This is a genomic window from Pleomorphomonas diazotrophica (assembly GCF_002844595.1).
GTDB lineage: Bacteria > Pseudomonadota > Alphaproteobacteria > Rhizobiales > Pleomorphomonadaceae > Pleomorphomonas > Pleomorphomonas diazotrophica.
Map to the genome: position 1 here is coordinate 1,061,028 of NZ_PJNW01000002.1, position 10,597 is coordinate 1,071,624.

The window sequence follows — 10,597 nt, forward strand, 5'->3', positions numbered from 1 at the left end:
AACGGCGGTTTCATCGGGATCAAATCTCCATCAATTGTCGTGGCTGGTCCGTCCCCGCAAATGCGTTGGGGGCGGAACCGCTGCCGGATCCGCCCCCTTAGAACAGCTCAATCTGCCGTGTGTCCAAACGTCGTCGGCGTCCGCCGGGTGTCGCCTTGAGCTGGCGGGCCACTGTCGCAACGTCGACATGCAGCCGCCTGGCGATCTCCTGCTGTGCCAACCCGTCCCTGTAAAGGACCTGGCTGACCCAAGGTTTTGCCAGCGGTACCTTGATCTTGCCGGCACCGAGGGCATGGCCCAAAGCGGCCGCCTGGTCAATCCCGACGATTTCAGACAGGGCCGACGTGCGCGGCGCGTATGCGAGGTCGATCATTGATCCGCCGAGGGACAAGAAGACCTCCACGGCAAGCGCCTCGCCCAGGACATTCACCCAGGGCGCTGCATGCGCGGGAGGAGGAATGCGATCGTCCGTCACGGCGCAGCCTCGGCGGGCGGCAGCGCCGGCGGCTGATCCTCGCGCCGGTAGAACAGTTGGTCGTGCCTGATGACGGTCACCAGTGTCTGCCCTTGGAAGATGAACTTTGCCTCCGGCCGCTTCACCAGAAAACGCGGGCCCATGGTCGCGCCAACCGCGGCGATCGGCCCCAACTGAGCGAGCAGCAGGTTACGGACACTCTCGACGTCGAGGTTGTGCACGCGTTCGAGGTAGCGGACGAGAGCATGGTCGGTGATCCGAATGGTCATAGCGTCTCCCCCTTAGCCTTGGTGATGTAGCCAGGAAGCTTGCAGATCTGTGAGGCCAGGCGCCGCGCCATGTCCTTCGAGATCCGGCGTGTCGAGCGGCGGCGCTGCAGCTCATCTTCAAAGTGGATGTAGGCGAGCGTCTGACCCGAAGCGTCCCGAACCTCGAAGCTCTCTTTGTGCTCGATCGCCGTCCATGGGGTCGGCATGCGCTCTTGATCAGCCATTGTCTCTCTCCTCGAAAAGATCTCCAGATCTTGGCTCCGACGCCGCCTCGGCCTTTGCCGCTCGCCGGCGGGCGGCTTCGCCCGGTATGGCAAGGTCCAAGTCGCGAAGGCGCGAATGCTTCTTCTCCTGGCCGGGTGGCAACCAGTCGAATACCGTCTGCTCGAAAGGCAGGCCGCGTGCCCAGACGAACCAGGCGTATGCGGTCGCCGTGCTGGCTTCCGGATCCCAAGCCGCCTCGATCATCGGAACGCGCTCGGAGAACTGCAGGATCCACGTCGGCCGGCGCTTCGCAAAAACACTGTGAAATCGGGTCTCGCCCTCCGCCCAGTTCGACCGGACGAGCAGCGCCAAGCTCGGGAACGTCGGCGCGTCGAGCACCTTCAGGGCGATCTGTTCGGCCATGGTGAAAGCCGGATTGGTGATGACCCACTGGACTGCGGGAACCTTCGTGGCCGGATCGAGTGCATCCACCACAGGGAAGCCCTTGCCGTAATCGAACACATCTGAACCGGCGACGAACTCGAAATACTCCCGCAGGGCGTGGACCATATGGCCCTGACCGCAGCAAGGCTCCCAGCACGTGCCGCGCACCAGGCGGCGTTTGTCGAGGAAGGCGCAAAGGGCACGCGTCGCCCAGGGCGGCGTCGGGAAGAACTCCAAGTCGTCGGAGCTGGGCAGACGGGAGTTCATGACGGCGCGGTTGATCACGACGTCTCCTCCATCGCCTTCCTGGCCGCCTCGGCAGCCACCGCCGGCGCCGCCAGGATGGCCTTGCGGTCCTCTTCCGGAAGCGCGATGAAGGCGGCGATCGCCGCCTCGTTGTCCATCAGCCAGTTGAAAGTCCCGATCACTGCCGCCGAGTGGGTTTCCATCAGCGTGGCTTCGTCGGCCTTCATCAGGCGGCGCGCGACCTGGTCGTTGTTCACCCGCGTCAGCATGTTCGCCATGTAGTTGACGTGGCCGCGCCGCGTCTTGAGCGACACGGTGGGCTTGGGAGCGCGGAACTCAGCCATGCTTGCCCCCTATCCTTGCCGGCGGGGCCTCGGCCTTGTCACCCAGCGCCTTGTCGATCTGGTCGCCGACCAGCGCCTCGAACATGTCTTTTTTCTGCGGTGGCGTGGCGCCGCGCATGCGCAAGGCCCTCAGCTCCCGGCCGGCCTGCTCCTGGAGGACGAGCACATCGAGCTCGTCGTCCAGGAAGCGGCTGACCCACTTGCCCCTCTGCATGGCGTATGGACGCGACAGAAGCGCCTTCATGACCGGGATGAGGACCCCGTAAGCCCAGTTTTCGGGCCAGGACCCGAAGAGCTTCGCGGCCTTGATCATCTTGAGGCACGCCGTGACGGGCTCGGCGCCATAGCTGCCGATCAGTTCGCCGATCGCCATGATCGAGTAGATCTCTCCGGCGGCCTTGGCCGTGTTGGGCTTGTTGCCCGTCATGACCTGACAGCCGGCGGCCTCGGCACAGTCGCGGATCGCTACGGCCCAGTCCTCGCCCGCCATGATGGCGGCGCGATAAACCTGCCAGGTGGTGACCTTCACGACGTCCCCGTTCACGGCCGCAAAGGCGCGAGCCTGTTCCGCTTTGTTCATTTGCGTAATCTGGCAAGGCACGCGCTCAAATCCGCAGATCTGGGCGGCGTGTGCCCGATGCTGTCCGTCAATCACGGCAAACACGCCGCCCTCGATGGGAGCGACAAGCACCGGCGCAAACTTCGACCAACTAAAGTTGTCTGCGATCTTTCGGATTGCCTTCCAGTTCCCGATGCCAAGCGTGCGCTGGTAGTCGTCGTCAATGACCAGCTTGGTCAGAGGCAACCAGTCGAGCATCGGCGCCGGGCCTGGATCAACGGCCGGCGGAGGCGACATATGTGCAGTTTCGATGACGCGCATCGTCAGGCTCCCTTCCGACCAAACTGCTCGGCGATCGCGCCGATTTCCTTCAGCTGCGTGTCGGTCAGCAGGCTGACGGTTTGGGGCTCGTCCAGTTGGCTGATGGCATCGCGGGTAATGGTCCAGCCCATCTTGCCGTCGTAGAGACGTTGAAAGACGAGCTTGGTGGAGCGGCCGTAGACGTCATCTGACAGGTTGAACTCGATCCTTTGCGGCTGCATGGTCAGATCACCTTCCTGCGCTTCAGAGGCGTTTTGAGCTTCTTCATGGCGCTATCGAGAACAGGCTTGATGATCGCCTTCCTCTCGTCGGACTCCCCCGCGACCGTCGGCAGCGCAAGTTCCTCGAGCATGACGAAGATGAGAGCTGCTTCATTGTTCGTGAGGCGAAGGACGATATCGCGCATGATCAGGCCCCCTTCAGATTGCGGATCAGCCCGCCGAGATGGTTCATGGCCTGCCGCCAGAGTGATTGGGACGCCGTATGGAAAGCGAAGTCTTCGTCGAGCGTCGTGGCGAGGAAGGCGTCGACGGTGGTGAACAGGCTCCACCTGGGCTCGGAGCGCTGTCGATCGAGGGCGCAGAGAATGCGCCACTGGGCCATCACGACCCGATATTGCGGGCTGTTGTACCAAGCGGGTGCGGTCTTCACGGCCGTCCAGTCGACGTCGGCTTCGCGCGCCATCCAGCCCTTCAGCGCCTCGATCGCCTTGGCGGCATCCTCGGCATCCTGCACCCAACGCACATGGTCGATGCCGGTCTGCCGCCTGACAAAGGCGATCAGCGCCGCATCGTCGCGATCGCGGACGATGCCGAGGTTCCATGCGCCGATCCAAAGCGCCTGCAGCTTGCCGGCATAGGGGCCGTCGAGCTTCAGTCGACCGTTCGGACGGCGTGCCGGCGCCGACCCTTTGAGGCTGTCCAGCTCGGCGTTCGCCTGCATGACGGTGAGGTGCTTCGTCGAGGTCACGCCATAGCGTTCACCGAGGCGAACGTGCCAGGCATCGTCGTCGATGCCGGCCTTCCGCCGGGTCGCCTGCAGGGCGCGGATCTGATCGGATGTTGCGGCTAGAGTTGTCATGATATCGCCACCTCGCTCGCGTCGTCCGCCTTGGGGTCCGCGCAGGTAGTGCAAAGGTAGGGTTCGGCCCAGTCGCAGCCGCCGTCGCAGGCGTCGTACTGGCTGCAGCCGCAACGCCTGCAGAACATGCCGACGACGCTGGGGACGAGCGGCCGCCCGGCGGTGTCGTACATGCGCTCCTGGCCGACATGAGTATCGACGCAGGCCTCCAGCTCGGCCTGGGCGGCGTCGATTGACGCCTCGCCGGCCCGAGCCCAGGCGAGCGGCACATTGGCGATAGCCGTGAAGTTTTGGACCTCGCAGGCGACCACATACTCCAGCGCCCGCGCGCCGATCGCGGCCTGTTGATCCGGCGCCAGGGTGGCCCAAGCAGCCGCCCCGTCGAACGTACCGGGCCGAAAGTCCTCAGCCATGTCGGGTCTCCTCTTGCATCAGCTGCTTCGTGAGCAGTGCAATCCGTCGGCGGATGCGCAGCTGTCGCTCGGTGCGCATGCGTGGGCGGATTAGCGGGATAAGTGCCTCGCGCTCCATCAGGAGGAGGTCCCGCCGCGAGGGCGGCGGATCCTCGGATTCGGGAGGGAGAGAGCGGCTTGCGAAACTCATCGCCAGATCCACCCAAACATCAGTTCGAAGAGCCCGACGCGGATGCCGAAGGCGCACCCAAGAACGAAGCCGATCCCGCACCCCATGACGCCGCCGCTGAGGGCGGCCATCAGTGCGAGGGCGACTCCGGCACCGTCGCCCCGGCGCGGCCGGTCGATCGGCTCGACATCAGGCGGCAGCATCGGCGCCTCCCGTCGACAGCGGGCTGGTCAGCGGTTCGATCACGAAGTCCTCGCCGGCCGAACCGATGGTGATGCCGGGCACCGTGCGAGCCACATCCGCCTCGGCGAGCATCGCTTCCTTGTTGATCTCCTCGCTGGTGCGGATGAAGCGGCCGAGGCCGAGGCGGCGCAGAGCCTCCAGCACCGCCTCGGTGCCGCGCACCGTCACCTTGGCCGGCCGAAGCCGCCAGCTGATCTTGCCGGTACCGAGATCGACGAACTTCACCTTGTTGTCGTTGGTGAGGGCCGCGCGGTTCGCCTCCGACCAGATCCGCAGGCCTTCCATGATCTGGGCAGCCTCCTCCTGCAGCGGCGTCGACTTGGCCTCCGCCGCCTCCTTCAGGGCGGTGATCTTGTCGTCGAGGCCGGCCTGGATGCGGCCGATCTCGCGCTGCAGGAGGCCGTAGCGGGAAAGGCTTTGCGTCGCCTCTTCGCGGCTCTGCGGCACGGAGATGTTGGCGGCGCGGGTGGTTTGGCGGGCAGACTTAGCCAAGATGAGCCTCCTTTCGAGGGGCGTTGGAAGAGGTTTTGAAGGTGGGTTGCGTGACGGGGATCGGCCCAAAGCTGGCCTCGTAGAGGGCCGCCAACGCATCGATCTCGCTATCGAGCGCGCGCTTGGCCGACAGTTCGCCCGGTCCGAACTTCGCATCTTCCAGCGTCTTTTGCGCCTTGATGACCCGCAGCACGCCACGCGCCACGGTGTCGGGCAGTTCGACCTGGTCGGAATCGTCCGTCTCGACGATCAGTTGGTCCTTCGCCACCACGTTGACGATGAACTCGGCCATGGCCCTGATCTCGTCGTATGTGATGCGTGCTACACCGTGGTCAGTGATAGCGCGGCCGGCGATTTCCAAGGGATCGGCGTCGGTCGGGGTGCTGATGCCGATCCTCGCGAGAGTTAGGATCGTTGCCTCGATCAAGGCCTTGGCCTTGATCAGTTCCGGCCACTCGCCCGCGTCGTTGACCTGACGCTGCAGCTTGTTACGGGCGTGTATGATCGTCGTGTGATCCCGGCCGCCCATCAGCCGGCCGATCTGCGGCAACGACAGATGCGAGCAGTAGGTGCAGGCGAGATAGATCGCCATGTGCCGAGCGCGAACCATGTTCGGCGGTCGCTGGTGCGACAGTATGTCGCGCCGCGAAACACCCGTCAGGCCGCTAACTGTCCGCACGACGGCGTCCACGGAAAGGGTAGTGCTCATGATATCCCCCCAACCACTTCGACCGGCACCGTGCGCCTGTACTCGTCGGCGCGCAGGGTGATGATCTCGCCCACCGACTTCTCGAAGGTCACCCCCTCCAGTCGCTCGGCGGCGGTCGCGAAGATGCTGAGGTGCGAGACGACATCACGCACGGCATCTGCCGGCATCGTGACGCCATGCTCGCAATAGGGCGCGAACTGGTCGCGCACCTGACGCAGGCAGTCTGAAAGTTTGTGCTCGATCACGACTGGTCTCCTTCGATAGTGGCGTGCGGGCAGCCATTCCGGCAGGCGTGGTAGAGCCGGACGGAGGACGGAGACGCCGTCGAAAGTGGCGTCCGTTGATGCTTGATGCAGGTCTCGCGGCCGATCTCCTGGTGGAGCGCCGGGCATTCGACGGTGACGCCCATCAGGGCCCCGCGCACCGCTTCCCGGACGCGGTCCGGCTTGGCGCCATAGGTGCCGGAGAGCACCGCCGAAAGCGTGCCGGCCGAAACCTTGATCCGCATGGCCAGGGCATTGAGGCCGGTGCGGGTTGCTTCCTCGGCCAACACCAAAAGCCAGTCCTCCGGCTCTCCGACGCGAGCGCGCAACGCGGCGACGAAGTCGGTCTTCGACCGCCCGGGGATGGGGCCGCGGTTCATGGCGCACCTCCAATCGGATAGGCGATGCCCGTGTTTCGGTCGTAGACCTCTCCGGCTTCCGCCTTGTAGACGGGCGCATCCGGCCCGCTGTTGCGGACGAGAAGCCAACGGCGGAACCCGTTGGACGTCGGAGCCGTGCCGGGCTCCGGCCGCAGGCGAGACAGAAACTCTGTCCGCTCCAAGGCACCGACATAGCGCTGCGCGTTGTCGCGCGTGGCGCCGGCCAGCGTCTCCAGGTCGGCGATCCGGAACTTTTTCAGAGTCCGCATCGTCGTCCACATCTTGTCGCGCACCGTCTGGCGGCGCGGTCGGCGTGGCTCGGCCTGCGTCAGCGGCCCGGTGGGCCCGCTGGTGATGATGCCCCCAGCCGCGATAGCCTTCTCGCCGACAGCGGACATCTCGAAACAGCCACGCTCGCGCCGCACGACCCAGCCGCGCGACACCAGGCTGCAGCACGCCTTGGCGACGTCGCGATCACTAAGGCCGGTCAGCTCCGCCAGCGCGGCCGTTGTCAGGCAAGCGCCGCCTTGCAGGGCATTGACCACAGGCATTTGGCGTGAGGGCATGTTAGCCTCTCACCGTGAAGGCGTGGCCAGTCGAACGCTGCACCAGCAGCTCCTGACCCGCCATGTCGGCGACCGTCACAGGATGGTCGAGGCGCTTGCCGGTGCGCTCGATGGCGGCGAGCCCGGTCAGCACTTCGCGGGCGTAGCCTTCCGCCTTGTCGTGGAGCAGCTGCAGGAGGTCGCCGTCGATCGGCACCTCGCAGCGCTGCTCGACCAAAGCCCGCGTATCCGACAAGGTCAGCGGCTTGAATTCGACGTGAGATTCGGCGCGGCTCGCGATCTGTGGGAAGCGCTTGATGCCGGCGGATATTCTTCCCATGCCGATCAGTAGGATCGGCACCTCGACCAGGTCGGAAATGTCGCGCAGCGTCTCCATGAGCGCGGACGAACCAACAACGTGGTCGGCCTCATCGACGATGATGGCGAAGGGCTTGTCCTCGACGGCGGCGATGGCCGAGCGCTTGCCCATGGCCTCGATCACCTGTTGGAAGATCTTCTCGTAGGAGTGCGCCGGCGCCGTCTGCACCGTTTCGAGCAGCTCGCGCAGCATCCAGGAGGGCCGCCACTCCCGCTTGGCGCGGATGAACGGCAAGTTGTTGGAAATGGCGAACCATTGAGCCGTGGAGGTCTTGCCGTAGCCCGGCTTGCCGTCCACCACCATGAAACAGTTTTCTGCGGCGCCGCGCCGCTCGACGACTTCGTATCCGCTCATGAACGCGGCCGTGTTGGACAGCCGCACAAAGGTGTTTCTCACGATTTGGCCTCTTGCTGGTGGGTCTTGATGAGGGTGGAGAGCGCATCGACGTCGACGCCGGCGACTGAACACAGCTCGCGGAACGTCCAACTGCGCAGGCGATCGGCCATCAAGCTCCGATCGCGATCCGTGACGACGGCAGGGTTGGCGAGCAGCCAGGCCGCCATGTCCTGGTCGGTCTTGAAGGTGGGGCGCGTGCCGGCCGGTACCGGGCGCGGCGGGAAGGCGATGACCTCGGCCGGTACCGGCGGCGCGGCCAGCGGTTCCTCGGTCGGCGTCGCTGGCGCTTCGCCGGTTGCGGCCGTCAGCGCGGCAGCGATTTCCGGGGTGACGTGCTCGATCGTGCGGGTCGGCAACTGGACGATATCGGCGCCGCCCTTGCTGCGGAGCTGCCGCTCCTTTTCGTTGAGGTAGCGCTCGATCATCGGCACGCCCGACGTCAGCTGGCGCACTTCGGCGCGGATCGGGTCGGTCTTGTCCTTCAACAGCGCGGCGCGCTGTTGCTTGACCATCCGGGTGTATTCGGCCGGATCGATGCCGCGAAGCTCGGGGCAGACCGCCAGCTCGACGTAAGCACCCGTCGCCTCGTCGAACAGGTAGACGACGCCGAGGTCGTTCGGATCCATGCGCACCATCACGCGATCGCCAGGGAGCGCCTTGATGGTCTGGTAGTGGTACTCGCCGATCTGGACGCCGAACTTCGTGACTTTGCGGTAGCCGCCGCCCTTGGCGACCGGCATCAGCAGCACGTCCAGCGCGCGCTCGTCGACCGTGCGGATGACAATGCCGGACTGGCGCGCGGCCTCGACCGGCGTCTTGCCCTTCAGCGCGGAATGGGGGGTCTGTTCGTAGACGAGTTCGATCCAGCGGTCGGCCGCCTTCTGAATGTCGGCAATGGTGTAGCTGGCGCCGAACAACTCGGCCGTCTCGGCACCGAGGCGCTGGGCGAATCCCTTCCTGTCCTCCAGGCGCTTCCGTTCGGCCACGTTATGGCCGACGTAGCCAGGCAGCAGCTCGGCAAGGCCGTGTTGCATCGTCTTGATGGCGCGCTCGACGTGGCCCTTCTGCTTCGGCGAGTAGGCGTCTGAATACTTCAGCTCGATATCGAGAGCGGCGGCCAGCCGCTTGGTGTCCTCGGCGGCGAAGTCGCTGCCGTTGTCGGTCTTGATTTCCTTGGGCACGCCCCAGGCGAGCAGTGCTTTGCGCAGCAGCATCGCAACGGCCGCAGCCCGAGGCGTCCTCGACACGTAGAGGATCATCCGGCGCGGGCCGACGTCGACGCAGGCATAGACGGTCGGGCGGGAAACCTCGGCGTCGACGGCGTCGAGCGGCGACGAGTCGATCATCCACAGCTGGTTGGGCGCGGTGACGTGGCGCAACATGCCCACACCGCTGGGTTCCATGGTTGACCGGTAGCGGTCGGGATCGGAAAGCTTGGCAAGCGCCACCGCTTCCGTGGTGCGCCATATCTTGACCTGGTTCTGGATCGTGCGAACGGGCGGGATGGGCCGGACCGTGCCATCAGCGGCGATCAGCGATCCGCCCATCTCGTCCGAGAGCAGCGTCTGGATGCGCTCGGCCTTGATGCCGGGCTGGTGGGCGATCAGGCCGAGGACAAAGGCCTTGGCCCGCCCGCCGTTGGCCGTTTCAAGAATGCCTTTGCCCTGGCGGGCGAGCGCTCGATCGACACCGAGGCTCTTGCCCTCGCGGGCGTCCGCCAGCCACCGAAACAGAGTGCGGGCGCTGACCTTGGGCACTTCTTCTCGCACCCAGTCTTCAACGCGGACCTGCCCGCAGTTGTAGGCAAACTCGAACGAGCGATAGCCGCCCTTTTTGGTTAGGTTGATGCCCGCCGCATAGATCTCGCAGGCTGTCAGAATAGCCATGCGCGCCGCCTGCGCGGTCCTGGCACGGTCCGTCTCCGGCGTCGGCAGCGCCGGCTGCGGGCGGATCGGCTCCACGGCGCCGACCGTCATGGTCCGCTGGTGATAATCGGCCCAGGCCAGCGTCGGGATTAGGCTGAGGTGGTACTCCAGCCCGCCACCCCGGCCGGTGCGATTGCGGCAACGTGCCGGATCGTCGTTCCAGCCTTTCCTAGCGGCATACCGAACGACGGCACTTTCGGAAGTTGGCAGGTCGCGCAGCTTCAGCTCGGCGACTTCGCGGGCGGTGAACCATTCCTGGGCGAGTGGGCGGGATTGGACGGTCATTTCCCAGCTCTCCAGGCGGCGTCGGCCGCGTTTATTTTGCGCTGCAGGCGGTCGAGCTCTTCTTTGGCGATTTCGCGCTCGATCAACGGCTCGTACTTGGCCGGCACGACGATCATCCCGGCAGGCGCGAGCAGCATGTTGAGCGCTCTGGGATCACCTGTGACCGCGACCAGCGCGAACAAGCGCAACGCGCTGATAACGTGCTCCTTGGCCTGCGAGGCGTAGTTGTCGAGCATGTTCTTGCTCATGTCGTCTTGCAGGAGATCGGCCATCGCCTTCGCCACCTCGGCGCGGCCCATGCCGCTTTCCTCAAGGGTCTTCGCCACTGCTTTGGATAGGCGGCCGGCGAGATCGTAGGCCCGCACCGACCCTTCCACGTACCGTTCGACGACCGGCGCGGGCTGATAGTCTTTGAAGAGGTCGAGGTTGGCCGCAACTGGCCGGCGTTTTGGCATC

Annotated in this window: 19 protein-coding genes; all 19 read right to left on the reverse strand. The window is 65.4% G+C overall.

Translation table 11 applies throughout. From position 1 onward, the window contains the following. Positions 1-97: 97 nt before the first annotated feature. The 19 genes from CXZ10_RS05940 to CXZ10_RS06035 all read right to left on the reverse strand — a co-directional run bounded on the left by CXZ10_RS05940 (position 98) and on the right by CXZ10_RS06035 (position 10,596). A complete protein-coding gene (locus tag CXZ10_RS05940; RefSeq protein ID WP_101288146.1) occupies positions 98-475 on the reverse strand; it encodes a helix-turn-helix domain-containing protein in 378 nt (125 codons plus the stop codon). After that, entirely contained in the window at positions 472-744 is a 273-nt protein-coding gene (locus tag CXZ10_RS05945) for a hypothetical protein (protein WP_101288147.1), read from the reverse strand. Before CXZ10_RS05945 ends, CXZ10_RS05940 begins: the two co-directional genes overlap by 4 nt. Continuing rightward, positions 741-968, reverse strand: a complete 228-nt coding sequence (locus tag CXZ10_RS05950) for a hypothetical protein (RefSeq protein WP_101288148.1) — start codon at positions 966-968, stop codon at positions 741-743. The genes CXZ10_RS05945 and CXZ10_RS05950 overlap by 4 nt, the downstream gene beginning before the upstream one ends. Next, positions 961-1,677: a methyltransferase gene (locus tag CXZ10_RS05955; RefSeq protein ID WP_101288149.1), complete on the reverse strand. Its 717-nt coding sequence runs from the start codon at positions 1,675-1,677 to the stop codon at positions 961-963. Before CXZ10_RS05955 ends, CXZ10_RS05950 begins: the two co-directional genes overlap by 8 nt. Further along, entirely contained in the window at positions 1,674-1,982 is a 309-nt protein-coding gene (locus CXZ10_RS05960) for a hypothetical protein (protein ID WP_101288150.1), read from the reverse strand. Before CXZ10_RS05960 ends, CXZ10_RS05955 begins: the two co-directional genes overlap by 4 nt. Then, complete coding sequence (locus CXZ10_RS05965) at positions 1,975-2,862, reverse strand: ParB N-terminal domain-containing protein (protein WP_101288151.1); 888 nt, start codon at positions 2,860-2,862, stop codon at positions 1,975-1,977. The genes CXZ10_RS05960 and CXZ10_RS05965 overlap by 8 nt, the downstream gene beginning before the upstream one ends. Positions 2,863-2,864: 2 nt before the next feature. Continuing rightward, entirely contained in the window at positions 2,865-3,083 is a 219-nt protein-coding gene (locus CXZ10_RS05970; RefSeq protein ID WP_101288152.1) for a hypothetical protein, read from the reverse strand. A 2-nt stretch (positions 3,084-3,085) separates the two neighbouring features. Next, entirely contained in the window at positions 3,086-3,268 is a 183-nt protein-coding gene (locus CXZ10_RS05975; protein ID WP_101288153.1) for a hypothetical protein, read from the reverse strand. A gap of 2 nt (positions 3,269-3,270) precedes the next feature. Then, positions 3,271-3,942 carry a regulatory protein GemA gene (locus CXZ10_RS05980; RefSeq protein ID WP_101288154.1) on the reverse strand — a complete coding sequence of 224 codons (672 nt, stop codon included), beginning with the start codon at positions 3,940-3,942 and terminating at the stop codon, positions 3,271-3,273. Next, positions 3,939-4,355, reverse strand: a complete 417-nt coding sequence (locus tag CXZ10_RS05985) for a hypothetical protein (RefSeq protein WP_101288155.1) — start codon at positions 4,353-4,355, stop codon at positions 3,939-3,941. The genes CXZ10_RS05980 and CXZ10_RS05985 overlap by 4 nt, the downstream gene beginning before the upstream one ends. Before the next feature lie 186 nt (positions 4,356-4,541). Then, positions 4,542-4,727, reverse strand: a complete 186-nt coding sequence (locus CXZ10_RS05995) for a hypothetical protein (protein ID WP_101288157.1) — start codon at positions 4,725-4,727, stop codon at positions 4,542-4,544. Further along, a complete protein-coding gene (locus CXZ10_RS06000) occupies positions 4,714-5,259 on the reverse strand; it encodes a host-nuclease inhibitor Gam family protein (RefSeq protein WP_244617061.1) in 546 nt (181 codons plus the stop codon). Before CXZ10_RS06000 ends, CXZ10_RS05995 begins: the two co-directional genes overlap by 14 nt. Then, the gene (locus CXZ10_RS06005; protein WP_101288159.1) at positions 5,252-5,968 is read right to left on the reverse strand and encodes a helix-turn-helix domain-containing protein; all 717 of its coding nucleotides are present in this window, start codon (positions 5,966-5,968) and stop codon (positions 5,252-5,254) included. The genes CXZ10_RS06000 and CXZ10_RS06005 overlap by 8 nt, the downstream gene beginning before the upstream one ends. Beyond that, positions 5,965-6,213 (reverse strand): hypothetical protein, encoded by a 249-nt coding sequence (locus CXZ10_RS06010; RefSeq protein ID WP_101288160.1) that lies wholly within the window; start codon positions 6,211-6,213, stop codon positions 5,965-5,967. The genes CXZ10_RS06005 and CXZ10_RS06010 overlap by 4 nt, the downstream gene beginning before the upstream one ends. Next, the gene (locus CXZ10_RS06015) at positions 6,210-6,611 is read right to left on the reverse strand and encodes a transcriptional regulator (protein WP_101288161.1); all 402 of its coding nucleotides are present in this window, start codon (positions 6,609-6,611) and stop codon (positions 6,210-6,212) included. The genes CXZ10_RS06010 and CXZ10_RS06015 overlap by 4 nt, the downstream gene beginning before the upstream one ends. Then, the gene (locus CXZ10_RS06020) at positions 6,608-7,177 is read right to left on the reverse strand and encodes a MarR family transcriptional regulator (RefSeq protein ID WP_101288162.1); all 570 of its coding nucleotides are present in this window, start codon (positions 7,175-7,177) and stop codon (positions 6,608-6,610) included. Before CXZ10_RS06020 ends, CXZ10_RS06015 begins: the two co-directional genes overlap by 4 nt. A 1-nt stretch (position 7,178) precedes the next feature. Further along, positions 7,179-7,931, reverse strand: a complete 753-nt coding sequence (locus tag CXZ10_RS06025) for an AAA family ATPase (protein ID WP_101288163.1) — start codon at positions 7,929-7,931, stop codon at positions 7,179-7,181. After that, positions 7,928-10,141: a DDE-type integrase/transposase/recombinase gene (locus CXZ10_RS06030; RefSeq protein ID WP_101288164.1), complete on the reverse strand. Its 2,214-nt coding sequence runs from the start codon at positions 10,139-10,141 to the stop codon at positions 7,928-7,930. The genes CXZ10_RS06025 and CXZ10_RS06030 overlap by 4 nt, the downstream gene beginning before the upstream one ends. Beyond that, positions 10,138-10,596 carry a phage regulatory CII family protein gene (locus tag CXZ10_RS06035; protein WP_101288165.1) on the reverse strand — a complete coding sequence of 153 codons (459 nt, stop codon included), beginning with the start codon at positions 10,594-10,596 and terminating at the stop codon, positions 10,138-10,140. The genes CXZ10_RS06030 and CXZ10_RS06035 overlap by 4 nt, the downstream gene beginning before the upstream one ends. Between the last annotated feature and the right edge of the window lies 1 nt (position 10,597).

Excerpts from the sequence above, each read along its gene's own strand:
- CXZ10_RS05945 (WP_101288147.1), bottom strand. The coding sequence starts at position 744 with ATGACCATTCGGATCACCGACCATGCTCTCGTCCGCTACCTCGAACGC.
- CXZ10_RS05950 (WP_101288148.1), bottom strand. The coding sequence starts at position 968 with ATGGCTGATCAAGAGCGCATGCCGACCCCATGGACGGCGATCGAGCAC.
- CXZ10_RS05960 (WP_101288150.1), bottom strand. The coding sequence starts at position 1,982 with ATGGCTGAGTTCCGCGCTCCCAAGCCCACCGTGTCGCTCAAGACGCGG.
- CXZ10_RS05965 (WP_101288151.1), bottom strand. The coding sequence starts at position 2,862 with ATGCGCGTCATCGAAACTGCACATATGTCGCCTCCGCCGGCCGTTGAT.
- CXZ10_RS05970 (WP_101288152.1), bottom strand. The coding sequence starts at position 3,083 with ATGCAGCCGCAAAGGATCGAGTTCAACCTGTCAGATGACGTCTACGGC.
- CXZ10_RS05975 (WP_101288153.1), bottom strand. The coding sequence starts at position 3,268 with ATGCGCGATATCGTCCTTCGCCTCACGAACAATGAAGCAGCTCTCATC.
- CXZ10_RS05980 (WP_101288154.1), bottom strand. The coding sequence starts at position 3,942 with ATGACAACTCTAGCCGCAACATCCGATCAGATCCGCGCCCTGCAGGCG.
- CXZ10_RS05985 (WP_101288155.1), bottom strand. The coding sequence starts at position 4,355 with ATGGCTGAGGACTTTCGGCCCGGTACGTTCGACGGGGCGGCTGCTTGG.
- CXZ10_RS05995 (WP_101288157.1), bottom strand. The coding sequence starts at position 4,727 with ATGCTGCCGCCTGATGTCGAGCCGATCGACCGGCCGCGCCGGGGCGAC.
- CXZ10_RS06005 (WP_101288159.1), bottom strand. The coding sequence starts at position 5,968 with ATGAGCACTACCCTTTCCGTGGACGCCGTCGTGCGGACAGTTAGCGGC.
- CXZ10_RS06015 (WP_101288161.1), bottom strand. The coding sequence starts at position 6,611 with ATGAACCGCGGCCCCATCCCCGGGCGGTCGAAGACCGACTTCGTCGCC.
- CXZ10_RS06020 (WP_101288162.1), bottom strand. The coding sequence starts at position 7,177 with ATGCCCTCACGCCAAATGCCTGTGGTCAATGCCCTGCAAGGCGGCGCT.
- CXZ10_RS06030 (WP_101288164.1), bottom strand. The coding sequence starts at position 10,141 with ATGACCGTCCAATCCCGCCCACTCGCCCAGGAATGGTTCACCGCCCGC.
- CXZ10_RS06035 (WP_101288165.1), bottom strand. The coding sequence starts at position 10,596 with ATGCCAAAACGCCGGCCAGTTGCGGCCAACCTCGACCTCTTCAAAGAC.